This window comes from Streptococcus parasanguinis (genome assembly GCF_040908565.1).
Classification (GTDB): Bacteria; Bacillota; Bacilli; order Lactobacillales; family Streptococcaceae; genus Streptococcus; species Streptococcus parasanguinis_AC.
Genome location: NZ_JBDGEA010000011.1, coordinates 13,687 through 36,990 on the forward strand (window position 1 = coordinate 13,687; position 23,304 = coordinate 36,990).

21 protein-coding genes are annotated in these 23,304 nt (G+C 42.5%); 19 read left to right on the forward strand and 2 right to left on the reverse strand.

Going from position 1 to position 23,304, the window contains the following annotated elements; genetic code table 11:
- The first annotated feature begins 6 nt into the window (after positions 1-6).
- The 18 genes from AB5Y61_RS06490 to AB5Y61_RS06575 all read left to right on the forward strand — a co-directional run bounded on the left by AB5Y61_RS06490 (position 7) and on the right by AB5Y61_RS06575 (position 20,528).
- Entirely contained in the window at positions 7-369 is a 363-nt protein-coding gene (locus AB5Y61_RS06490) for a hypothetical protein (RefSeq protein WP_368403573.1), read from the forward strand.
- A 13-nt stretch (positions 370-382) separates the two neighbouring features.
- A complete protein-coding gene (locus tag AB5Y61_RS06495) occupies positions 383-2,569 on the forward strand; it encodes a hypothetical protein (protein WP_368403574.1) in 2,187 nt (728 codons plus the stop codon).
- An 8-nt stretch (positions 2,570-2,577) separates the two neighbouring features.
- Complete coding sequence (locus AB5Y61_RS06500) at positions 2,578-3,666, forward strand: hypothetical protein (RefSeq protein ID WP_368403575.1); 1,089 nt, start codon at positions 2,578-2,580, stop codon at positions 3,664-3,666.
- A 1-nt stretch (position 3,667) separates the two neighbouring features.
- Positions 3,668-4,072: a hypothetical protein gene (locus AB5Y61_RS06505; protein ID WP_368403576.1), complete on the forward strand. Its 405-nt coding sequence runs from the start codon at positions 3,668-3,670 to the stop codon at positions 4,070-4,072.
- Between the two features lie 217 nt (positions 4,073-4,289).
- On the forward strand, positions 4,290-4,844 hold the full coding sequence (locus AB5Y61_RS06510; protein ID WP_368403577.1) for a hypothetical protein: 555 nt from the start codon (positions 4,290-4,292) through the stop codon (positions 4,842-4,844).
- A gap of 144 nt (positions 4,845-4,988) precedes the next feature.
- Positions 4,989-5,393, forward strand: a complete 405-nt coding sequence (locus AB5Y61_RS06515; protein ID WP_439145116.1) for a DUF3592 domain-containing protein — start codon at positions 4,989-4,991, stop codon at positions 5,391-5,393.
- Between the two features lie 130 nt (positions 5,394-5,523).
- A complete protein-coding gene (locus AB5Y61_RS06520) occupies positions 5,524-6,483 on the forward strand; it encodes a hypothetical protein (protein ID WP_368403579.1) in 960 nt (319 codons plus the stop codon).
- A 3-nt stretch (positions 6,484-6,486) separates the two neighbouring features.
- Positions 6,487-7,014 (forward strand): hypothetical protein, encoded by a 528-nt coding sequence (locus AB5Y61_RS06525; RefSeq protein ID WP_368403580.1) that lies wholly within the window; start codon positions 6,487-6,489, stop codon positions 7,012-7,014.
- Between the two features lie 194 nt (positions 7,015-7,208).
- Positions 7,209-11,603, forward strand: a complete 4,395-nt coding sequence (locus AB5Y61_RS06530; RefSeq protein WP_368403581.1) for a PolC-type DNA polymerase III — start codon at positions 7,209-7,211, stop codon at positions 11,601-11,603.
- 139 nt (positions 11,604-11,742) lie between these two features.
- Positions 11,743-12,006: a type II toxin-antitoxin system RelB/DinJ family antitoxin gene (locus tag AB5Y61_RS06535; protein ID WP_009732165.1), complete on the forward strand. Its 264-nt coding sequence runs from the start codon at positions 11,743-11,745 to the stop codon at positions 12,004-12,006.
- The gene (locus AB5Y61_RS06540; protein ID WP_134974599.1) at positions 11,999-12,277 is read left to right on the forward strand and encodes a type II toxin-antitoxin system YafQ family toxin; all 279 of its coding nucleotides are present in this window, start codon (positions 11,999-12,001) and stop codon (positions 12,275-12,277) included. The genes AB5Y61_RS06535 and AB5Y61_RS06540 overlap by 8 nt, the downstream gene beginning before the upstream one ends.
- A gap of 37 nt (positions 12,278-12,314) precedes the next feature.
- Positions 12,315-12,992, forward strand: a complete 678-nt coding sequence (locus AB5Y61_RS06545) for a hypothetical protein (RefSeq protein WP_368403582.1) — start codon at positions 12,315-12,317, stop codon at positions 12,990-12,992.
- Positions 12,993-13,006: 14 nt separating this feature from the next.
- Positions 13,007-13,156, forward strand: a complete 150-nt coding sequence (locus tag AB5Y61_RS06550; RefSeq protein ID WP_368403583.1) for a hypothetical protein — start codon at positions 13,007-13,009, stop codon at positions 13,154-13,156.
- A 172-nt stretch (positions 13,157-13,328) separates the two neighbouring features.
- Positions 13,329-16,181: an AAA family ATPase gene (locus AB5Y61_RS06555; RefSeq protein ID WP_368403584.1), complete on the forward strand. Its 2,853-nt coding sequence runs from the start codon at positions 13,329-13,331 to the stop codon at positions 16,179-16,181.
- A 101-nt stretch (positions 16,182-16,282) separates the two neighbouring features.
- Positions 16,283-17,524 (forward strand): aminopeptidase, encoded by a 1,242-nt coding sequence (locus AB5Y61_RS06560; RefSeq protein ID WP_368403585.1) that lies wholly within the window; start codon positions 16,283-16,285, stop codon positions 17,522-17,524.
- Between the two features lie 511 nt (positions 17,525-18,035).
- Positions 18,036-18,704 (forward strand): DUF443 family protein, encoded by a 669-nt coding sequence (locus tag AB5Y61_RS06565; RefSeq protein ID WP_368403586.1) that lies wholly within the window; start codon positions 18,036-18,038, stop codon positions 18,702-18,704.
- A gap of 67 nt (positions 18,705-18,771) precedes the next feature.
- Positions 18,772-19,440: a DUF443 family protein gene (locus tag AB5Y61_RS06570; protein ID WP_368403587.1), complete on the forward strand. Its 669-nt coding sequence runs from the start codon at positions 18,772-18,774 to the stop codon at positions 19,438-19,440.
- 83 nt (positions 19,441-19,523) lie between these two features.
- A complete protein-coding gene (locus AB5Y61_RS06575) occupies positions 19,524-20,528 on the forward strand; it encodes a hypothetical protein (protein ID WP_368403588.1) in 1,005 nt (334 codons plus the stop codon).
- 52 nt (positions 20,529-20,580) lie between these two features.
- On the opposite strand, the gene def is transcribed toward AB5Y61_RS06575, so the two are convergent.
- Positions 20,581-21,195, reverse strand: coding sequence for a peptide deformylase (def, locus tag AB5Y61_RS06580; RefSeq protein WP_368403589.1), 615 nt, complete (start codon positions 21,193-21,195; stop codon positions 20,581-20,583).
- 54 nt (positions 21,196-21,249) lie between these two features.
- Positions 21,250-21,942 (reverse strand): cyclic nucleotide-binding domain-containing protein, encoded by a 693-nt coding sequence (locus AB5Y61_RS06585; RefSeq protein WP_368403590.1) that lies wholly within the window; start codon positions 21,940-21,942, stop codon positions 21,250-21,252.
- 145 nt (positions 21,943-22,087) lie between these two features.
- Here AB5Y61_RS06585 and AB5Y61_RS06590 point away from each other — a divergent pair, with 145 nt between their 5' ends.
- Positions 22,088-23,251, forward strand: coding sequence for an MFS transporter (locus AB5Y61_RS06590; RefSeq protein ID WP_368403591.1), 1,164 nt, complete (start codon positions 22,088-22,090; stop codon positions 23,249-23,251).
- Positions 23,252-23,304 lie beyond the last annotated feature (53 nt).

Genomic DNA, 23,304 nt, shown 5'->3' on the forward strand with positions numbered 1-23,304 from the left:
TGAATTATGGCTAATCAAGCGACATTAAATGCTTTAACAAGAGCATCTATTGAAGCAAGTATTGAAGTTACTCGATTATCAGGGGAAGTTTCAAAGTTGAGAGCTATTCATACAAAATTGAACAAACAGTCAACAACTATAAAGTATGAGGTGACACTTTCTGAAAATATTGCAGGTGATAAGTATGATGATGAAGAACACCAAGAAAAAGCAGACTTGACTTCTTTAGAGAAAATATTATCAGCAAAAAAAGAGGAAATTCTAGGATTACTGAGTGCCAAAATTAAACAGGTAGAAGCAGATTTAGCAACAGCTAATACGAAGGCGGCGAATGCTCAGAGTGCTTTGATAGCAGCTATGAACTCATAAAGGAAGTGAATGTATGACAGTAAAAGTAAAGAATATTTCTGGTTTAGAGAATTATGCAACTAGCATCCAGGGGTTCGCTGGTAAATTCGAACTAGCTGCTAACGATACAGTTCGTGAATTCAATACGAGTCTAGAAGGTGAAAAAGCAGAGGCTATTAATGCATTCTTTAGTGTATTAAATAATATCCAAACGACCATATTTTCTACAGCTCCTGAGGCTATTCGAACTTACGGGCGTCATATATCCACTTTCACAGATGCGATTAAGGGGTTGGGGTTCTCAAGTTTAGCATACACAGATGATGATGCAATGACTACTCTATTAAATTCTCTTACTACACCTCAACGTAATGAGATTACAATTGTTAAGGATAATTTAGTTACTGTGCTGGATGAAGCTGTTGAAGCTATGGGAGAAGGAGATTCTAGTTTAGGAAGCTTTGATCTTGTAGCAGACATGTATATAACAACTGAGGTTCTTGCCCGATCAGGGACTCATACTGGAATTTTAGTGGCAGATTCTGTATTATCAGATAATGTTAACGGTTCGGCCGATTTGTTTACATCTTTGACAGCGCAAACTCAGAATGCAAAAGCAGTGTCGAAAGTATCTATTCCAGATCTATTAGAGGCTATCAAGACTGGTAATCTCAATAAAGAAAAAATGGTTTATCTTTATAGAGTAAGTACGGAAACTGATGTTAAGATCCTAAATTCACAATTAAAAGGGAATATCGCAGAAATTGCAAATATAATGGCGGAGGACCCGTCTAAAGTTTCTGAGGGGGCATATAAAAATGTAGCAGAAGATATGACTTCTTGGCTGGATAGAAGCGAGTCAGGAATTAACAAAATGCAGTCATTTTTATATGCACTTGAAAAAGCTGATCAATCCAAAGTAAAAGACATTGTAACGAATCTTGGCAATATTCATGCTGTTTTGAAAAAGATTCATGTTGCAGAAATGAAAAAATTTGAAAAATCACCTGATTTTAATGAAGTAGAATGGAACCAATACAAAAAAGAATTACAACAAATGAATGATTTATCAGGTTTATTGGCTTCAATACGAGTGTTAAAAATTGGGACAGAGCATAAGAGAGACAGCATAATAGAGAGTACTCCTTCCCACAAAGTAAGGGATAGTTATGTTCGTCGTGGACTACGTATTGGATTGAATAATGCTGCTGATGCGGAATGGTACCTATCTGTTTCAACAGCCAGCAAGGTGGTTATCAGAAATGAAAGTGCTCCTATTCAGAGATATGACAAGGTCGAAGGAGATATTGTAACAACTTATAATAACTATACTTCTCACTTTGAGAATGGAATTGTTGGTTCGCTTGACTCTCAGTTCCAGGTAGAACTAGAGCAAATTGCTCAGGAACAACGGAAAGCTGAAGAAGACTTCTATTTATCTGTAGCAAAAAATGGTATGAAAGCTGTTATAGAATTTGTTGGGGGTCCAGTAGCATCAGGTACGTTTAGTATACTGACTAATTCAATAAAACCTGATGTTGGAGAAGGTGTAGAAAATACACAGAATATTTTAGAAGAGATGACATCGGGACGTATAAAAACAATTGTTAAAAATACAGGGAATGTACTTTCTCCTATTGCTGATAGTTTACAGGAGTTTATAAAATTGGATGAACAAGTTGAAGGTGTTAAAGCGAAAAAAGATAAATTAGAAAAGAAAATATATAATCTTCTTGTTGGTCAGGGAGGATGGGCTTTATATAGTAGAGATAGTAAAAACCTAAGGGGATCAAAACCAATTACAGAGAGTTCAGATATCTATACGGATTATGGGGCTTATAAACGAATAGAGGAGCTGAATCAAAAAGGGATAATGGGATTTGTAGAAGATCAGCAGTCAAAACGTCCCGAAGATGTATCTGTTGCGGAGGTTAAAGAGAAGATAAATGAAGCATTTCATGATGATCCTCGTATGAGAGATTTTCTTTTAGGAGAACATTCTGATGAAGATAGTTTCAATGCGGAAAACGCATCTCCAGAAGAACGTGTCTTTCATACAATGACAGGAGCAATAGGTGAATTATTTAATGATAAACCATTAACCGTACAGAATATGACTCCAGAACAAATTTCCCAAATACAGGCTGTATTAATAGATTCTGTAGGTGGAGGTGCTATCACAAATTTTGATAAATATTTTAGCGAAAAGTATGGTTCTTAGGAGGAGAAATGAAAAGAAAATTAATTTTATGTGGTTCCTTGCTTCTAGCTATTGCAGTAGCTGTTTTTGGCTTACTTACCTTTCTAGATCACCAAAAACAAGAAAAAGCTAAGCAGGAACGTGAAAAATATGAGAATTATTTTTATTATACCGGACAATGGGAAATTGATTCCTATCAATTTTTAGAGGATGGTCGAGGAGTTGTTGTCCATTGGAAGTCTTTAACTCCTGAGGAAGATAAGTTATTTGCAAAGTACTACCCACATTCAAGTGAGAACCTTTTAAATGCCCATGGTGCATCGAATCAGAGATATATTGTTAGAGAATTTCTAAAAAAATTAAAGGATATACCTGACTATCAGTGGCCAAAAGATGAATCAGAGGGATATTATAAACTTTCGATTAATACAATTCAAAATAAGCATATAAAAAAGGAGGAAGTAGATCTTTATCGGCTTGTAAGACATTACAATAGAAATTATTTTCCAGCAGAGACTGGAGATATCCAGGAAATTAATGGGAAAGATTATCTCCCAATAAAGATCTATATAACTACTGATAACAAACGTGTTAGTAAAAATTTATGGCTCAATCTTGAAACGAAGAAAATCGAATGGGAGGATTCAAAAGAACTGAGAGGAATAGAAACTCCTTTAGTTGATTTAGGAAAATTAAAAGTTATTCTTGAAAATCGTGGCCCAGTAGGAATCACTACTATATATGATAATATGAAGCAGAATCAAATAACTTTCTTTCCTAATAATTTAAAGGGAAGTGTTCTAGAAAAATCTGATCCAAAAGCCTATCAATTACTTCGTAAAAAAGATTCTCAATTATATATTTTGCTTGATGCTAAATTAACTAATAATGTTGTCTTCGGCAATGTCCAAGAGTTTATCAACTTGTACCAACTATTTGTCCCAGCGAACACCAATCTCTATGAAGGAATGACAATTCCGGCAGAATTGAGTAAGGATGGACAGGTTCATCAAGTGAATACTAAAGAAGAGTTTGAAGCTTATTTTGATGTAGAAAAAGGTATCGCCTTAAATAAAGGACGCCTAGTATTGGTTGAACAAGATAACAAGGGGGGATAAAATGGATAAGAATCTAAAGAATATTAATCCTGATAATTTAAACAGGGTGAATGGTGCTTTTCGGGATTTGAGCTCTGAATTAGAAAATAATGCTTCTGATTACATTGAGTCTAGTGCCACAGAACAAATTCAAAATGCAACAGATAGTTTAAAAAAATTATCTTCTGAAATGAAGGAGACAATTGGATCTTTGGATGAATTCTTGTGTAATGTTGGTGAATCTTTCAGAGTAGCAGATGACTCTATGGCTAATTCAATTGGTCAGACTATGTATACGAAAGCGCCGGAGACTGGATTGCAACGTCAAGAACGGTATATACAAGGAGGAAAAACGACCTCTGATCAGCATTTTCGTCGAAAAATGGTGGAGAATACCAATTCACAATTCAACGATTTCCCTGCATAGCGCATTCTTTTAATGAAAGCAACGAGCTAAACTCTTAAATGAGCTAGTTGAAAATGAAGAGAAGCAAAAGAGATTTTAGAGAGAACCACGGTTCTCTCTTTTTCATTCCCTCAACTCTCTCCACTTAGTGACGAACTTGCTCTTCAAACTAATTTTCGGTATGATAGTAGAAACTGTTTTTTAATCCAACTCAATTATAAAAGAAGGAAAATGATCCATGAAAAAGATGCTAGTATTGCTGGCGAGTGTGCTTGTTTTAACAGCTTGTGCTCAGACGAAAAAAGAGGCCAAGGAGGCACCCGCAAGCAAAACGGAGCAAACTACAAAGGCTTCCTCGTCTACTAAAGAGGAAAAGGGCTTGAAATTTGTAGTAGCACCTCAGTATGAAGGAAAAACATCTGACTTGATCGAACTGGGTAAGAAGTTGGTTAAGGAGCATCCAGAGTCTGGTAAGCAAGGTGAGATCACTTTGTATTATACAGGGAGTACCTATACTTTGAACCAACAAGAATATGCAGTATTTATGTTGGTCAACAAAACGACAACGAATATTGATCATGATGCAGAATTTAAGCTCAATTGGAGTTATGATGGACAATCGATATATCAAAATCAGTTAGTTGAGTATAGTATTTCTGAAAATGGCAAATTACCAACGCAATCTGCGACTCTCTTATTGCTTCCTTTGACGAGTGAACAAAGCTCGATCGTGGAGAAGATATCGGATGAAACGAAGATGAGTCTTAGTATGTCAGATCTGATGATGAAGTAGGTGATGGGTATGCCCGATATCAGAATACTTCTAGTCATTGCTGTTGCTGTTATTGGATTTCCTTTGTTTGAAGTACTCTTTTTTGGATATTTTTATAGAAGAGAAGTTAGGATTAAGACCCTCTCGTCAAAGAGCGTTGAGGGAGTGGTAATTGGCTATAAGAGGACACAGATAGTAGCGGCTCCAATTGTCGAATATAGAGTGGATGGTCAGACCTATCGTAATAGCCTGAAATATTATTGGGTGGTGCGGGCGACACTTCCTTGGAAAATGAATCAATCAGCTAGCGATATCGATTTGATGGCACAAAGGATAACCATCTACACCAATTCTACAGAATCAAAGGGTAATCTTTTTCAAGATGCTTTTCCACTGGGATCGACCATGACGGTCTGGTATAATCCAGCCTGTCCAAAAGAATCATACGTTGAACGCTATAGTGGACTAGACAAATCTTATAAGCGGGAAATGTGGATTGGTATCTGGATGTTGATATTATTGCCTATTTTGGCAGTTGTGGCCATTATCATGGGAATGAAGTATAAATGATGGATTTCCGGCAAGATAGTAGGAAATATTTTTTGAGTGATTCTTGTATTTTGGATGGACTAAGCAATTATTAGTTTTATTAAGTATTCAAGAGGTCATGAAGTTAATACTGGTAAAGAAAGAGGTTGGTATGAGAAAGAAGAAAGTTTTAGTGATGGGGACCGGTTTACTTCTTCTTATTGTTATAGTAGCAATTGGATTTTTGTATTTCGGTGGGAGTTCGAAAACTAAAACTTATAACACGTTTCAATCAATAACATCCAACGATATTAAAGTATTTGGTGACAAAAATCAATTTGTAGCAATGACAGGCGGATGGGCTCCAGGGAAACGCTATACGATTAGTCAAGAAGGTCACATTCTTTATAAAGTAGGTGGAGAATATATTCCAGAGCATGCACAACAAAAAGGAGAGTATTTTAATCTAGTCATTTTTGATTTAGAAAAAGCGGGGTATCCTTCCGAAAAAATAGATCTTTATAAAGCTGTATCATCTTATGATTCTTCTTATTTTCCGATCAGTTCAGATTATATTTCACATTATCAAGGAACAGATTATTTACTATTAATGGTTCGGCCTAAAGGAGAAACTGGGTCAGATAAAGATAAGAAAGTATTTCTAAATTTAGAAACACATAAAATAAGTGATATTCCTGAAGAATATAAAAAAATAAACTCAATGGATAATCTAGAGGACACTTCTACTCTTCCTTTATCCAGTGATGTTAACGCGACTACATTAGCGGATATAGCTAAAAATAACGGGTATCTTTTATTAAATCACTTGAAAAAAGATGGATCAGATAAGGAAACATCGAAAAAAGGATATGATATTAATTTAATAAAAGATCATCCACAGATAAAAGAAATGATCAGTAAAGGTGGAACGGTCTATCCTCGTCAAAGTATGGTGTCATCGGAAGAATGGTTTAATCAGATGTTGCATTGGTTAGCTCCTGTGGGAGAAAAGAGCTTGACTGTTTATCCCGTAGATAAACCCTATGCTGATGATGCACAACCTTTAACAGACTACCCAATTAAAAGTTATCAGGATTATATTACTTGGAAAGAAAATCAAAAGAAGGAGTGACCGATGTCTAAAGAGATTTATTTACAGCTGAAAAAAGAATTTCGGATGCGTTTTGCTTTTAATCTGGGGATTGCAGGGATCGGTCTTGTGTTATTGATCGTTATGATCTTCAATAAATCGCGTTATATTCCCTACTTACTTGTGGTTATGGGGATGATTTCCTTAATGAACCAAGTCTTGGTCATGCCGACCAAGGCTAAGAAAGATGCCTGTGAGAAAGAGCATCCGGAGTGGAAGGAGGTGTCGGTCAAAGGCGTCAAGGTTGACTCTCAGGAACAGTCAAAACGCTATGGGGTGAGTCTGATCGCTTTGATCGTGGTCATCGGTTCTTTCTTTGCCATGTACCGCCCGACCCTCCAAGCGCAAAAGGAGCAAGTGGAAAAAGTGGAAATCCAGCAGAAATTGCAGCTAGCTGTGGAGAATATCCAAAAGCAAGAACAAAGCTCAAGAGAAGCGGTCCAGTCTCAGATGAAGGACCTGCTGCGGACACCGAGCTCCAGTTCAGAGATAGAAGCAACCAGTGGAGAGTGATCAGGATTGCCTGCTGTTGATCAATCATCGAGAAATCACCGATCTAGCGGTGATTTTTTCGTCTTCACTTCTCCCTCGAATTAATCCTTAAATTGTGATAAAATAAGGGTTACGAATGTTTTTGACTGGTCTGTTTTTGCTTAGAATCAGGCCAGTTAAAAGCGAGCAAAAGAATCAAGATCAAGGGAGAAACAATGTCCAACACCTTTGAAATTTTAATGGATCAGCTGGATATGCCGCTGGAGATGCGATCTTCCAGTGCCTTTTTGCATGCGGAGATTCAAGAAGTTGTGGTGCACAAGATCAGTCGGGTCTGGGAGTTCCGCTTTGCCTTTGCGGAAGTCTTGCCGATTGCTTTGTTTAAGGAATTGCGCCGGCGCTTGAAGGACGAATTTTCAAAGACAGGAAACCAGGCGACTTTTACCATTCAAGTGGCCAATCAGAATTTTTCTGCGGATTTATTGCAGGCCTACTACCGGGAGGTCTTTGAGGATGGTCCTTGCGCGAGTCAAGGCTTTAAGGGGCTGTACCAAGACTTGCAGGTGCGCGCGGAAGGGCAGGAATTGATCATCTCAGGGCCTTCTTCGGTCGATACAGAGCATTTCCGTAAGAACCATTTGCCTAATCTTGCCAAGCAGTTGGAGGCCTTTGGTTTTCCGCATTTCACCTGTCGGGTGGAGTCTGATGATGTGCTGACAGAGCAAGAAGTGGCGCGCTTTGAGCAGGAAAATGAAAAGATCTTCCAAGCGGCCAATGAAGAGACCTTGAGGGCTATGGAATCCTTGGCCCAGATGGCTCCGCCACCAGCGGTTGAAGAAAAGCCAGCCTTTGATTTCAAGGCTAAGAAAGTTGCGGCTAAACCCAAGCTAGACAAGGCCGAGATCACTCCGATGATCGAGATCACAACAGAAGAGAACCGAATTGTCTTTGAGGGTGTGGTCTTTGACGTGGAGCACAAGGTGACACGGACCGGTCGGGTCTTGATCAGCTTTAAGATGACCGACTATACCTCGAGTTTTTCCCTTCAGAAATGGGTCAAAAATGAGGAAGAAGCCCAGAAGTTTGACATGATCAAGAAGAACAGCTGGCTACGGGTGCGGGGAAACATCGAAATGAACAATTTCACGCGCGACTTGACCATGAATGTCCAAGACATCCAGGAAGTCGTCCATTATGCCCGCAAGGACCTGATGCCAGAAGGGGAGCGCCGGGTGGAATTCCACGCCCATACCAATATGTCAACTATGGATGCCCTGCCGGAAGTCGAAGAGCTGGTTGCCAAGGCAGCTGAGTGGGGCCACAAGGCGGTGGCCATCACCGACCATGGCAATGTGCAGAGCTTCCCACATGGCTTTAAAGCAGCCAAGAAGGCTGGGATCCAGCTGATCTATGGGATGGAAGCCAATATTGTAGAGGATAAGGTGCCGATCACCTATAATGAGGTGGATCTAGACCTCAATGAAGCGACCTATGTGGTCTTTGACGTGGAAACGACGGGACTTTCAGCCATTTACAATGACTTAATCCAGGTCGCTGCTTCTAAGATGTACAAGGGCAATGTCATTGAGGAGTTTGACGAGTTTATCGATCCGGGCCATCCTCTGTCGGCCTTTACGAGCCAATTGACAGGCATTACCAATGAGCACGTCCGTGGAGCCAAGCCCTTGGTGCAGGTCTTGAAGGAATTTCAGGCCTTCTGTGAGGGAACGGTGCTCGTTGCCCACAATGCTACCTTTGACGTGGGCTTCATGAATGCCAACTATGAGCGTCATGGTCTTCCGAAGATCACCCAGCCAGTCATCGATACGCTGGAATTTGCCCGCAACCTCTATCCAGATTTTAAACGGCATGGCTTGGGGCCATTGACCAAGAGGTTTGGAGTGGGCCTAGAACACCACCATATGGCCAACTACGATGCGGAAGCGACGGGGCGCCTGCTCTTTATCTTCATCAAAGATGTCGCTGAAAAGCATGGGGTGACCAATCTCAAGGATCTGAATATCGATTTGATCGATGAGAATTCTTATAAGAAGGCGCGGGTCAAGCATGCGACTGTCTATGTCAAGAATCAGACCGGCCTTAAGAATATGTTTAAACTGGTCTCGCTTTCTGGGACCAAGTATTTCGAAGGAGTCCCACGGATTCCCAAGACCGTGCTGGATGCCCACCGCGAGGGCTTGATCCTTGGATCGGCCTGCTCAGAAGGGGAAGTCTTTGATGCGGTCATGTCCCAAGGTGTGGATGCGGCAGTCGAAGTGGCCAAGTACTACGACTTTATCGAGGTTATGCCACCGGCTATCTACGCGCCTCTCATTGCTAAGGAGCAGGTCAAGGACATGGAGGAGCTCCAGACCATTATCAAGAGCTTGATCGAGGTGGGAGATCGCCTAGGTAAGCCCGTTCTTGCCACAGGGAATGTCCACTATCTGGAACCGGAAGATGAGATCTATCGGGAGATCATTGTCCGCAGTCTCGGTCAAGGGGCCATGATCAACCGGACCATTGGGCATGGAGAAGATGCCCAGCCAGCGCCACTTCCTAAAGCGCATTTCAGAACTACCAATGAAATGCTAGATGAATTTGCCTTTTTGGGAGAAGACTTGGCGCGCAAGATTGTCATTGAAAATACCAATGCGCTCGCAGAGACCTTTGAGCCGGTCGAAGTAGTAAAGGGCGACCTCTATACGCCATTTATCGACAAGGCCGAAGAAACGGTTGCGGAATTAACCTATCAGCGGGCCTTTGAGATCTATGGTAATCCACTCCCTGATATTGTCGATCTGCGGATTGAAAAGGAATTGACCTCTATTTTGGGGAATGGCTTTGCCGTGATTTATCTGGCATCGCAAATGCTGGTGCACCGTTCCAATGAGCGGGGCTACCTGGTTGGATCGCGTGGATCCGTTGGATCCAGCTTTGTCGCGACCATGATCGGGATCACTGAGGTCAATCCGCTCTCGCCTCACTATGTCTGCAGCCAGTGCCAGTACAGTGAGTTCATTACAGATGGTTCTTATGGATCTGGTTTTGATATGCCGGACAAGGATTGTCCAAACTGTGGCCACAAGCTCAGCAAAAATGGACAGGATATTCCCTTTGAAACCTTCCTTGGTTTCGATGGGGACAAGGTACCCGATATCGATTTGAACTTCTCTGGGGAAGACCAGCCGAGTGCCCACTTGGATGTTCGCGATATCTTTGGGGAAGAATATGCTTTCCGAGCAGGAACAGTAGGTACGGTCGCAGCTAAGACTGCCTACGGTTTTGTCAAGGGCTATGAGCGGGATTTTGGCAAGTACTACCGAGATGCCGAGGTCGAACGCTTAGCCCTTGGTGCAGCTGGGGTCAAACGGACGACCGGTCAGCACCCGGGGGGAATCGTTGTTATTCCAAACTATATGGATGTCTATGACTTTACTCCGGTCCAGTATCCGGCAGATGATGTGACCGCTGAATGGCAGACCACTCACTTTAACTTCCACGATATCGATGAGAACGTCCTCAAGCTCGATGTCCTGGGACATGATGATCCGACCATGATTCGCAAGCTCCAAGACTTGTCGGGTATTGATCCGAATGATATTCCTATGGATGATCCAGGGGTCATGGCCCTCTTTTCTGGGACAGAAGTGCTAGGGGTGACAGCCGAGCAGATCGGAACGCCGACAGGAATGTTGGGGATTCCAGAGTTTGGGACCAACTTTGTTCGGGGCATGGTCGAAGAGACCCATCCGACGACCTTCGCAGAGTTACTTCAGCTCTCTGGTCTGTCTCACGGTACCGACGTGTGGTTGGGAAATGCCCAAGACTTGATCAAGGCGGGCATTGCCGACCTATCGACCGTTATCGGATGTCGGGACGACATCATGGTTTACCTCATGCACGCAGGGCTCGAGCCTAAGACGGCCTTTACCATCATGGAGCGCGTGCGGAAAGGCATGTGGCTCAAGATCTCAGAAGAAGAGCGCAATGGCTACATCCAAGCCATGAAGGAAAACAATGTTCCTGAGTGGTACATCGAGTCCTGTGGGAAGATCAAGTACATGTTCCCCAAAGCCCATGCGGCGGCCTATGTTATGATGGCCCTTCGTGTGGCCTACTTTAAGGTGCATCATCCTCTCTATTATTACTGTGCCTACTTCTCGATTCGGGCCAAAGCCTTTGACATCAAAACCATGGGGGCTGGCCTAGAAGCCGTGAAAGCTCGGATGAAGGAGATTGCTGAAAAACGCAAGAACAACGAAGCTTCCAATGTGGAGATCGACCTCTACACTACTCTTGAGATTGTCAATGAGATGTGGGAGCGGGGCTTCAAGTTTGGCAAGCTAGACCTCTATCGCAGTCAGGCGACAGAATTCTTGATAGATGGGGACACCCTCATTCCGCCATTTGTCGCGATGGATGGTCTGGGAGAGAACGTTGCCAAGCAGATCGTGCGGGCGCGTGAAGAAGGAGAATTCCTTTCTAAGACCGAGCTCCGCAAGCGCGGCGGTGTCTCGTCCACCCTGGTTGAAAAGATGGATGAGATGGGCATTCTTGGCAATATGCCAGAGGATAACCAGCTCAGTCTCTTTGATGATTTGTTTTGATGGAGGGAATCTATTCACAAAAGTTGATCAAGTTTCATCTAATGAAAAATGAATACTAATTAGAAGGCTGTTGTATATCCAATGGATTTACAATAACCTTCTTTTTTGTTAAAATAGTCTATAGAAAGAAGGTGAGAATATGTCAAAGACGAGCATGAGTATCCGTTTGGATAGTGAGGTCAAGGAGCAGGCCCAACTAGTGTTCAATCATTTAGGAATGGATATGACAACGGCTATCAACATTTTCCTCCGTCAGGCTATTCAATATCAGGGCTTACCTTTTGATGTTCGATTAGACGATCATGGGAAGTTGCTCCAAGTTGTAACGGATGTAGAGCAAAATCGGAATATGAGTCAACCCTTTGAATCAGTCTCAGACTTGATGGAGGACCTGCGTGCTTAAGATTCGTTATCATAAACAGTTTAAAAAAGATTTTAAGTTGGCAATGAAGCGTGGTTTGAAGGCAGACTTGTTAGAAGAAGTTTTGAATTTTCTGATACAAGAAAAAGAACTTCCTGTCAGATATCGTGATCATCAATTGACTGATTCCAAGCATTTCCAAGGTGTTCGGGAGTGTCATATCCAGCCGGATTGGCTTTTGGTTTACAAAGTAGATAAGGACGAATTGATTTTAAACTTGCTGAGGACAGGAAGTCACAGTGATTTGTTTTGATGGATTCAACGATCCTCGCTAAGTTTGAGGTTGGCTAATGATAGAAAAGAAAAAAAGAGCAATACCCTGGAAGTCAGGGAAAGTCATTTCCATTCGCCTACGAAACGGCGTCTATGTCTTAGCACAAATGGTGCGAGAGCCCTATCTGGTGTTTTTTAACCATTTCAAGCAGGAAAATAGCTGGAAGGGAGTGACCTTGAAAGAGGAGAAAATTCTCTTTTGTAAAGCAGTCACTCGTCAGTTTCTACGCTCTAGTCCTATAACGATTGTCAAAGATCTTGACCCTCTCTTAGATTATCGGTTACCCAAAGAATGGATTTATAGCCATTTGGGTGGGCATTCGATTACGGTTTCGGTGAAGGGACGGGAGCGCCAAGTAGCTGGTTTTGGCCAACGGCTTTCCTTGGTTCAGGCGGACAAGGATAGTGGCCTACCAGAGGATAATCCTCTAATGGGCCTCTTCCAAGCCTATATCCTACCAGACATCCAAGAACAGGATTGGGAACGGGTAGGGCAGGCTGAGCTCATGTCTCTCGAAGCCTTTCCGACGCTCAATGAACGTCTCTATCTCTACTTTCTTTTTGGGAAAAATGTGAATCCAGAGCTAGATATTTCTTTGGGAAAGCCCTTGCCCGATGAGTATGAAACCTATCTCGATATTCTTAGTAACAGCCCAGAAGCCCGACGTCTCTATCTGGGTGAGGAGGATGACTAAGAAAGGAATGGAACATGACGGTTGACATTTTTGCGGAAGACAAACCAGCTGAAAAAGTCTTTGTCTATAAGTTAGAAGTAGCAGACCATGTGCTGCTCCTTTCCACTGCCATGCTCTCAGGAGCGATTGCTCTAGCCAGCTTATGTTCAGCCTTGAAAGATTGACTGACAGCCTCTATTTTCTTTTTGAAAATAGAGGTTTTTCAGTCCGTTCAGACCGGATAAGTGTTTTCTTTGGCCCTGGAATGTGTTACAATTTTTAGTGACAAGTGTTTGTAAACAGGAAACAGAAAAACAATGGATGTTCTTCCAAAAAAATGAAACAGAGGAGAAGCGCGTGGCAAGATATTTAGTAGGTCCTTACAACAATAGTTGGAACTTTATGGATGCACTTGAAAAAGCGCAGGATGGGGATACCATCGAGTTTGAAAATGGGTATGTCTTTCAATGGCCGACAAATAAAGTGATCGAGATCGACAAAAACCTTCATTTCGTGGGGCATGTGGTCCCAAATCCAAATGGTAATGGGCGCATGTTTAACAACATCATTGAGGCTTCCTTCCGATTTGTAGAAGGAGTTCAGGTGACGTTTGAAGACTTGTGGTTTAAAGTTGGTGGAAATTATACTACTTTGATCTTATGGAATGGCTCAGACATCACCTGTAAACAGGTCTATTTTGAAGCAACCACTCCAACAAATAATGAATTTTTTATCTATATGGATACGAATTCGAAAATGACTTTGGAAGGAGTCGGAATGAAGGTTCCGGAAAAACACCAAAGTGCCATCGGTATGTCCGCTTCGGAATTGTCCATTCGCAATTCAACGATTTTTTCTAAGATAGAACTATCAGAAGGTTCCAAGTTGACCTTAGAAAATGTCCAAATTGAAAAATTTGGGAATAATACGATCCATGCCAAGGACTCAGAAGTGATCGCAAAAAATTCAACGATTACAGGCGGGGATCTGGAAAATGATTTTCCACCAGTTTGGTTGAGGAATGTCATTTGGGAGTCTGAAAACTGTAAAATTGAACTACCTACGGGGACTGGGGTCTGTCTTGACAATAATGTTCAATTCAATTCGGATTCGGATCGTATGACCTCCATCAATTCATACAATAGTATGGTCCGAGCTCACCAGGCTACATTTTCAGAATGTTTATGCGTCTATGAAGCATCATTTGCTTCTTTGACTGGAGAAACGACTTTCTTGAATGAGAATACCCAAACCATTTCATTTGGAGTTTTTGATGAGAGTGTGCTGATGGCTGAGCATATGATTTGTCATAAGATTGCGGATCCCAATATACGGCTTCAAGGTGGAGCCTTTGCGAAGGTGGGCACCATAACCTATAGGCAGGGCGATGCGCGTGATCTGACCAAGGAAATCGAGGATGGTTGTGACTATCTCATTGGCAGAGAAGTGGCCAAGGGCAATGCGCAAGTCGTTCCTACGGGACAGGCAATGGATGCAACGGTGGCATCAACCCCTACAACGGACTCTGGACCAGAGAAGAAACAAGATGCTCTTCAGGAACTAAATAGCCTGATCGGTCTTGAAAAAGTTAAACATGAGATCAAGAAAATGATCAACATGGTGGAATTTAACAAGAAACGAATCGCCAGTGGTAAGGCTCCTGAAAAGCAAACCTTACACGCGGCCTTTATGGGAAACCCTGGTACAGGGAAGACCACGGTGGCCCGTCTGTTGGGACAAGTGCTCTTTGATGCAGGTGTCCTCTCAGGGGAGGAATTCCGTTTCGTGGAAGCAACGGAGTCCGATCTGATCTCTTCGAATATTGGAGGAACAGCTGAACAGACCCAGGCCCTGCTTGAAAAAGCGCGTGGGGGCATCCTCTTTATTGATGAAGCCTATAGCTTGGATAAAAAGGACAGCGGCGCAGATTTTGGGATCGAGGCGATCAATACCATCCTCAAATTTATGGAGGATAATCGCGATGACATCATGATCATCTTTGCCGGTTATACCAAGGAAATGGAGGAGTTCTTAAAGACCAATCCAGGACTTCGTTCTCGGGTGCCAAATAATTTCATCTTTGAAGATTTCACGGGAGATGAGATTGTCCAACTGGGCGAAATGATCTTAAGCAAAGGGGACTACAAGCTCGAAGACCGGGATTACTATGCGCGTCATGTCAAACGGGCCTATGATGGCTCGCTAGATAAGAGCAATGGTCGCTGGATCCGTAACCTGGATGAGCAATTGACCAAGACCATGGCAGATCGGGTAGTGGCCCAAGGTTCTGATGATATTGAGACCATCCTCAATAGCGATATCGATGCTGTCCTTAACCAAGGTAAGTACCAGGCAGGAGCCGATAAGGAAGAAGATGGAATGGCTGCCCTCAACCGTCTGGTTGGAATTGCCAAGGTGAAAGAGCAAGTCGAACAGTTCGTAGCCATGGCTGAGTTCAACCAAAAACGGGCCGAACAAGGTGGCATTGTCGAAGATACGACCTTGCACTCTCTCTTTCTTGGAAATCCTGGTACAGGGAAGACGACCGTGGCCCGCATTTTGGGCAATATCCTCTTCCAAAAAGGGGTGATCAAGCAGAAGAAATTCATCGAAGTTTCGCGGAGCAATCTAGTTGGAGGCTACCAAGGTCAAACGGCCTTGAAGACGCGCGAAGTCCTAGAAAGTGCACTAGGTGGCGTCCTCTTTATCGATGAGGCCTATACGCTCTTTACCGGTTCAACAGATGATTTCGGGAAGGAAGCCTTGGACGAAGTCCTTAAATTTATGGAGGACCACCGTCGCGATATCGTTATTATCTTTGCTGGCTATACCAGAGAGATGCATGACTTCTTGCAGGTCAATTCAGGTTTGCAAAGTCGGATCCCGACTACATTTGACTTTGAAGACTATAGTCCAGATGAGATTGTCGAGATCGGTCTGTTGGGATTGCGCAAGCAAGGCTACCAAGTCAATGAAGCTCTTTATGGAGAAATCGTCAGAGAAAATTATATGCGTGCCAATGATCATAGTAATGGTCGCTGGGTCCGCAATCTCAATGAAAAACTCTTGCGCCAAGTATCGACGCGAGTAACCCGTGAAGGTAGTACGGATTACAATTCGATTTTGGATCAAGATTTAGAAGCCTTGAGGGAGAATGGCAATTCTGGGCATCCCCATACAGTGGATGATCAAGGCTATGTTCTTCCTTAAGCTAAAAGGAACAAGAAACAGGATTCTGCAGGAGCGGAATCCTTTTTGCATGGACTTGTGGTATACTAGGAAGAGATCATTCACTTATGAAGGAGAAAATAATGGTTTTACCAAATTTTAAAGAAAACTTAGAAAAATACGCAAAATTGTTGGTGGCGAACGGCATCAACGTGCAACCTGGCCATACCTTGGTCTTGAACATCGATGTGGAACAAAGGGAGTTGGCCCACTTGATCGTGAAGGAAGCCTATGCCTTGGGTGCGCACGAAGTCATTGTCCAATGGGCAGATGATTTTACTACCCGGGGAAAATTCCTCCATGCACCGATGGATCGCTTGGACAACGTGCCTGACTACAAGATTGCAGAGATGAACTACCTCTTGGAACACAAGGCCAGTCGTTTGGGTGTGCGCTCGTCTGATCCAGGTGCCTTGAACGGTGTCGATGCAGAGAAACTTTCTGCTTCTGCCAAGGCTTTGGGCATGGCCATGAAACCAATGCGCATCGCCACTCAATCCAACAAGGTCAGCTGGACAGTTGCTGCAGCAGCAGGCTTAGAGTGGGCGAAAAAGGTCTTCCCAAATGCTACGAGCGACGAAGAAGCAGTGGATCTCCTGTGGGATCAAATCTTCAAGACTTGCCGGGTCTATGAGGAAGATCCAGTCAAGGCTTGGGAAGAGCATGCTGCTATTTTGAAGAGCAAGGCAGATACACTTAATAAAGAACAATTCTCAGCCCTTCACTACACAGCACCAGGCACCGATTTGACTCTTGGCTTGCCGAAAAACCACGTCTGGGAATCTGCCGGAGCTATCAATGCCCAAGGCGAAGGTTTCTTGCCAAATATGCCGACAGAAGAGGTCTTCACAGCTCCTGACTTCCGTCGTGCAGAAGGTTATGTCACCTCTACAAAACCGCTTAGCTACAATGGGAACATCATTGAAGGCATCAAAGTGACCTTTGAAAATGGAGAAATTGTGGATATCACAGCTGAAAAGGGCGATCAAGTCATGAAAGATTTGGTCTTCAAAAACAAGGGAGCGCGTGCCTTGGGGGAATGTGCCCTCGTACCAGACCCAAGCCCAATTTCCCAATCAGGCATTACCTTCTTTAACACCCTCTTTGATGAAAATGCCTCTAACCACTTGGCCATCGGGGCAGCCTATGCAACCAGCGTAGAAGGGGGCGCAGAATTCACAGAAGAAGAACTCGAAGCAGCCGGCCTCAACCGCTCAGACGTTCACGTCGACTTCATGATCGGCTCAAGCCAAATGGATATCGACGGCATCCGAGAAGACGGCACCCGCGTCCCAGTCTTCCGCAACGGAGATTGGGCAATATAGGGAGCAGGACAGAAATCGGTAGACGTAGTCTCGATTTCGTAGTCCTGCCCCCGCACAGTTGATTAGGAAGTACGAGTACCGTAGGTAGGAGTAATTCCAATCAACCACTGCGCCAAGAGACAGAAATCGGTAGACGCAGTCTCGATTTCGTAGTCCTGCCCCCGCACAGTTGATTAGGAAGTACGAGTACCGCAGGTAGGAGTAATTCCAATCAACCACTGCGCCAAGAGACAGAAATCAGTAACTCGAAGAGTTTGATTTCGTAGTTTTGCCCCCACACAGTTGATTAGACTGGACGAAGAACCGAAAGGTTCAAGTACCGTCAATCAACCACTGTGCCGAGAAATAATAGAGTAAAAAGTATCCAACTGCTAAGAAGTTGGATACTTTTTTTGTCAAAACTTGATCATCAAAGTAAAATCAGGTATGATGGAAGGTATGTTCTTTCGTGAATAAGTAAGATAATTTTGACTGTATAAGAATAAAATAGTATAGAAAGTAAGATCAATCTATGTTTAAACCCGCAAAAATCGAGTATTTACCGAAAATGAATTTTCGCTATCGTTTGTTAAAAGTAGAGAATGAATGGTATTTAATGGAAGTCGATCGGCCAATTATAACAAGTTATTTTCTTCCATGGTTTACCTATTTTGTCCCTCATAAAGCTTATCAGCTGACCGAAGATGAAGTACAAACAATAGCTCCAAAAGTGCTTGAAAGAGATAAGAACATACTTTCAAGTCAGACTAAAGCAGGGATTTCAGCTCTTGGTGCTGGTTCCTTAGCAGTTTTACTAGGCAGAGCTTTTCCAATAGAGGATTATTTATATTTTAGCTCCCATCTACTTAATCTAGTGCTAATGATCCTTGTTCTATGTATTGTTATTGGACTTCGTATTTGGCTGAGTACTAGGAAAATAGAGACGGTAATGATAGCTTCTCAAAAAGCTAATAGAATCTATTGTCGCCCCGTAAAATTTAGGATAGTACTAAGAAATCTTTTATTGTTGATAGTTCCTTTGTTTTTGTCAAGTGCAATGATTTACTCAGTTTTGAGTAAAATTAAACCAAATTTAATTGTTCATATGGTCCTATTTATTACTTCATTTATGTATTTAGCATCAGCTATTTTAGGCTTATATGCTCCAGGCGATGATTTCAAAGCAAAAATTAAAAAATAAGAAAAACAATATTCAGAGTAGACTCGTTTTTCTTCTGAAGTATGAAGCGATCAAGAAAGGTTAATCTATGTTTCAACCAGCAAAAATCGAACGCTTACCGAAAATGAACTTTCGCTACCATTTGTTAAAAGTCGATGGAGAGTGGTATTTGATGGAAGTTGATCGGCCGATTGTCATCACCTATTTTCTTCCGTGGTTTGTTTATTTTATCCCTCATAAGGCCTATCAGCTAACAGAGGATGAAGTAGAAACCTTAGCTCCGAAAGTGTTTGAAAGAGACAAGCATCATCAGAGTTTAGTGAATAATAATATCGGGAGGGCATCGGTTGGTCTAGGTGTAACCTCCATGCTATTAGCAAGGGTATTTCCAATAGAAAAATTCCTCAATTTTACTTCTCGCTTCGTCAATCTAACCTTGATGATGTTGATTTTAATTTTTGTAGTGGGACTTCGGATTTGGATGGGTAGAGGAGAAGGGATGCGTGAAATTGTGGCAGATAAAACACCTCGAAAAGTATATTGTTTCCCAAGTGAGATAAAGAAAATACTATTGATTCTGACTTTAACATTATTTGCTTTAGTAGTATCAATTGCAGTATGCTACGTGATTCTTTTAAACCTTAGCCCTAATTTTATTTTTCATATAGTTTTATTATGTATTTCATTTCTATTTTTATCAGCTGGGAATTTAATTTTTTATTCCCCAATCATCTCTTTCAAAGCCAAAATCAAGTAGATCCAGTGGAGTGAAACCCAGAAGCAAGAGTAGCCTCCATCTACTTTTGGACCTTAAAACAATTTTCTAGAAAGGAGCATGTCATGAAAAATGAAAAGAAAGTCGATATTGAGCAGGCGAACAAAGTCTATTTTAAAAGTTTAGCCAATACACGTGCTTCTGTGGCTATGATGATCAATTCGTGGACAGGCGTATTTCTGTTCGCATTTGAAATCCTTTGCTTTTATTCGTATGATGTATCGAAAGGTATAAAACCATTTAGTCATTGGTTTTTTGATATCCTCGTTGTCTATTGTCTTTACCATATTATTGCATTCTTCTTGCCGTTAATGGGGGCATTTATATATAGAAGACAAGTATTGTCAACGATTCTACTCTTATTCACCTATGCAGGAATGTTTTTATCGCTCCAAGTCATGGGCTTGCTCATCATTGTTTCTGCTCTGGCAAATAAGGAATTTGAAGTAGGTTTCCCGAAATATGGTTTCATCGTCATTCCTTTTCTTGTGATTTGTACCTTATTGGGCTTTATTTATCATTATTTTTGGCTTAAGAAGCAGTTAAAGATTGGCTTTTCGCCAACTAGAACCCTGGGAAATTATTTCGCAAAATCAAGTAGTTATAGTAGCAATGCCCTAACGATTATCTTCGTCTGCTTCATGATAGGAGCGACCCTTACTGGCTATTTTGGAGTGGTGCTAGGAGTATCCGTAAGCATATTATTCAGCTATGCCTTTACTCAGTTGCTGACAGAAGTGGGTTACCTCTTGTATTTGAAAACAAAAAGCAAGGAATACTGGGAAGATGAACCTGAGGATAATCCGACGCTGTGGAATTTACTATGGGATTGGTTGAAAGGCTTCAGTCTGAAAAAAGCTAAAATTCGGATTCCGTTAGAAATAGTATGCTATCTATTGATAATTATAGGACTTGATCATTTAGGATATAATGGCTCGAGTCTAGCACGACCAATTTTATTAGTGTGGATTGTCAGAATGCTTACCTTGGGGCTCGTCTTGGATTTCTTCATTAGCGTAGCACGTGCCATCATGCGCAAATTTTCAAAGAAAAGGCAAGGCAAAAAATAACAAAAAATACCTAACCGAGAGCTTCCTCAGTTAGGTATTTTTGACAGTTACGCTATTCTAAAATCAAGAGTCCTTCTTTGATTTCAAATGGGTTGTTTGGATTGATGCGGTCATAGAACATGATGCCATTGGTGTGGTCGATTTCATGTTGAACGACGATGGAGTTGTAGCCTTTGAGTTTGATGCGTTTCTTTTCACCTTCTTTTGTGAAATACTCCACGGTCACGCGGGCATGGCGAACCACATAGCCTGGGACGTTGCGGTCTACAGAGAGACAGCCTTCCCCATCTCCAAGAGCCGCGTCTTGCACAGAATGGGCGACAACCTTTGGATTGTACATGACTTCTTGAAGACTATAGGCTTCTTTTGGTGGGTTACCATCGGCATCTTCTGGATTGGGCACCAAAACAGCGATAATGCGTTTCGAGATGTCCAGCTGAGGGGCAGCGAGTCCCACTCCTCCACGGAGGCCAAGTTTTTCAGCCATAACAGGGTCTTGAGAATGGTGCAAGAATTGCATCATTTTTTCACCCAGGATAATTTCCTGGTCAGACAAAGGGAAGGTCACATCTTCCGCAACAGCTCGAAGTGTTGGATTTCCTTCGCGGATGATGTCATCCATATCAATCAAATGGGATGCTCTTGTAACTTTTTCAATTGCTTTCATTGTCTTACTCTCACTTTCTTTCTACCTTCCATGATAACACAAAAGAACGTGAAATTAAAGTTTTCTGTCAGTTGTTTCCGTGTGTTTGATGGACAAGTCGCCCATTCTTTTTTGGTCTAAAATCGTATAGACCCGCCCTTCTCTTTGGATCAACCCCTCGTCAATCATCTGCTTGATCACGCGGCTAAGGTGGCGGTAGCTGATCCCAAAACGCAGGGCCAGTTGATTCATCTTGGGCTTGAGGATCCCGTTTTCATCACCATGTTCCAAAAAATGTGTAGCGAGGCGCTCCTTGACCGAATAATGAAAGTTGGCAGGAGCCAAATAGTTGATCTGGTGCAATTTCTCAGCCAAGGTCTTGGCCGTAGAACGCAAAAAGGTCGGGTCCAGCAGGAGGCGGTCCTTGAAATGCCGAGCAGAGAGCTGGACGACTAGTGAGTCTTGGTCTGCAATGACCGATGTGATACAGACCCGATCGAGCAGGAGCTCAATCTCTCCTAACAGTCCAGGTTTTTCTTGGATTTCAAGGATGGTGTCGCTACCATTTTCAAGACTGTGGACGATCTTGAGCCGGCCTTTGAGAAAATAAGGAATGACATCTTGGTCAGAACCCTGGCGGCAGATATACTCTCCAGCCTGATAGAGAACGAGGTCCAGCTGACTAAGACAGTCACCTGGAAAGATCTGATCCAATTGGTAATCAGTGATGATCTCCATGAGTTTCGTAGATGGGGAAATTTTTTTCATCTCAATCTCCTAAAATAGGACAAATGTCCTGTTTTTCTCTTTCTAAATTGATTATACTAGGATTCTATTGAAAATACGAGTTTGAATCTTTTCTAAAAAAATTAGTAAAGTCAAATGTTACCAGTAAAGTGTAGGAAATAAAAAAATGAAAAAAACAATGGAAAGAATCAGTCTCTTGAGCTTGTCGCTCATGCTGATCTCATCATTTTCAATTACAGCCGGTTTGCCGGCTATGAAGGCCTATTTTAGCCAATTTGGATATTCAGCAGGCCAGGTGGAACTCTTGGTTCCCCTGCCGGCCTTTGCGGTTGTGGCCATGCTCTTTTTAAATAGCCTGATCGAGCGGTGGATGAGTGAGCGCCAGATGATTGTCGCAGGACTTTTGCTGTTTTCAACTAGCGGCCTTGTGCCTTTGGTTGTGCAGGACTATCCTCTCATCTTTCTGAGTCGTTTGGTCTTTGGCTTGGGGACAGGAATGATCAATGCCAAGGCTATTTCAATTATCAGTGAGCGCTACTCAGGCAATGACAAGACCCGGATGCTAGGCTATCGGGGATCTGCTGAAGTGGTGGGCTCTGCCATCTTGACTTTTATTGTTGGACAACTCTTGCCCCTAGGCTGGCCAGCGATCTTTGCTGTATATGGAGGTGGTTACTTGATTTTACTCCTCTATATCCTTTTTGTTCCCTATCCTAAGGGGAAAAAACAGGCTAGCTTGAAGGTGAAAAAGTCAGGATCCGCACGCCTTCGCTCCCCTCAATGGCGTTTTAGTCTCATGCTAGCCGTGATTGCTGGCATCATCATTTGTTTCAATTCTATCATTAGCCTGCGCGTGCCGGATATCATCGTTGACGCCCGTATGGGAACAGCGACAACAGCTGGAACCGTCTTGAGTCTGATGCAATTGACAGGGATTGTAGCAGGAGTGGGCTTTGCCAGTTTGACACATGTTTTCAAAAAGAACTTGCTCATGATCATGTGCTTTGGTTTCGGTCTAGCTTTAGCCTTGATTGGCTTGTCTGGACAGCTGTGGAGTCTGGTTCTAGGAACCCTCTTGGCAGGATTTACCTACAGTACGGGAGTCACCAGTATCTTCTATCACTTATCTGAAAAAATTCCGACCAATCTCCTGAATCTTGCGACCTCGCTTGTCTTGATTGGCTGCAATCTCGGATCAGCCCTCTCTTCTTTCTTTATTCAGTTGGTGACGCCACTAGCTCCCTCCAATCACCTGCTCTTTGTTTTGACTGGTGCTTTGATGGTTGGAACGGGAGTCTTTGCCTCGCAATTACTAGCACGAACGAAATGATGGAGAAATCATTTCGTTTTTTTTGATGTAATCTATTGCTTCCTCTTACTTGG

Bases quoted from the DNA above. Each gene is read 5' to 3' on its own strand.
- def (WP_368403589.1), bottom strand. From the start codon at position 21,195: ATGAAAGCAATTGAAAAAGTTACAAGAGCATCCCATTTGATTGATATG.
- AB5Y61_RS06575 (WP_368403588.1), top strand. From the start codon at position 19,524: ATGAAAAATGAAAAGAAAGTCGATATTGAGCAGGCGAACAAAGTCTAT.
- AB5Y61_RS06535 (WP_009732165.1), top strand. From the start codon at position 11,743: ATGTCAAAGACGAGCATGAGTATCCGTTTGGATAGTGAGGTCAAGGAG.
- AB5Y61_RS06520 (WP_368403579.1), top strand. From the start codon at position 5,524: ATGAGAAAGAAGAAAGTTTTAGTGATGGGGACCGGTTTACTTCTTCTT.
- AB5Y61_RS06495 (WP_368403574.1), top strand. From the start codon at position 383: ATGACAGTAAAAGTAAAGAATATTTCTGGTTTAGAGAATTATGCAACT.
- AB5Y61_RS06565 (WP_368403586.1), top strand. From the start codon at position 18,036: ATGTTTAAACCCGCAAAAATCGAGTATTTACCGAAAATGAATTTTCGC.
- AB5Y61_RS06570 (WP_368403587.1), top strand. From the start codon at position 18,772: ATGTTTCAACCAGCAAAAATCGAACGCTTACCGAAAATGAACTTTCGC.
- AB5Y61_RS06490 (WP_368403573.1), top strand. From the start codon at position 7: ATGGCTAATCAAGCGACATTAAATGCTTTAACAAGAGCATCTATTGAA.
- AB5Y61_RS06585 (WP_368403590.1), bottom strand. From the start codon at position 21,942: ATGAAAAAAATTTCCCCATCTACGAAACTCATGGAGATCATCACTGAT.
- AB5Y61_RS06590 (WP_368403591.1), top strand. From the start codon at position 22,088: ATGAAAAAAACAATGGAAAGAATCAGTCTCTTGAGCTTGTCGCTCATG.
- AB5Y61_RS06500 (WP_368403575.1), top strand. From the start codon at position 2,578: ATGAAAAGAAAATTAATTTTATGTGGTTCCTTGCTTCTAGCTATTGCA.
- AB5Y61_RS06505 (WP_368403576.1), top strand. From the start codon at position 3,668: ATGGATAAGAATCTAAAGAATATTAATCCTGATAATTTAAACAGGGTG.
- AB5Y61_RS06525 (WP_368403580.1), top strand. From the start codon at position 6,487: ATGTCTAAAGAGATTTATTTACAGCTGAAAAAAGAATTTCGGATGCGT.
- AB5Y61_RS06510 (WP_368403577.1), top strand. From the start codon at position 4,290: ATGAAAAAGATGCTAGTATTGCTGGCGAGTGTGCTTGTTTTAACAGCT.
- AB5Y61_RS06550 (WP_368403583.1), top strand. From the start codon at position 13,007: ATGACGGTTGACATTTTTGCGGAAGACAAACCAGCTGAAAAAGTCTTT.
- AB5Y61_RS06560 (WP_368403585.1), top strand. From the start codon at position 16,283: ATGGTTTTACCAAATTTTAAAGAAAACTTAGAAAAATACGCAAAATTG.
- AB5Y61_RS06545 (WP_368403582.1), top strand. From the start codon at position 12,315: ATGATAGAAAAGAAAAAAAGAGCAATACCCTGGAAGTCAGGGAAAGTC.
- AB5Y61_RS06530 (WP_368403581.1), top strand. From the start codon at position 7,209: ATGTCCAACACCTTTGAAATTTTAATGGATCAGCTGGATATGCCGCTG.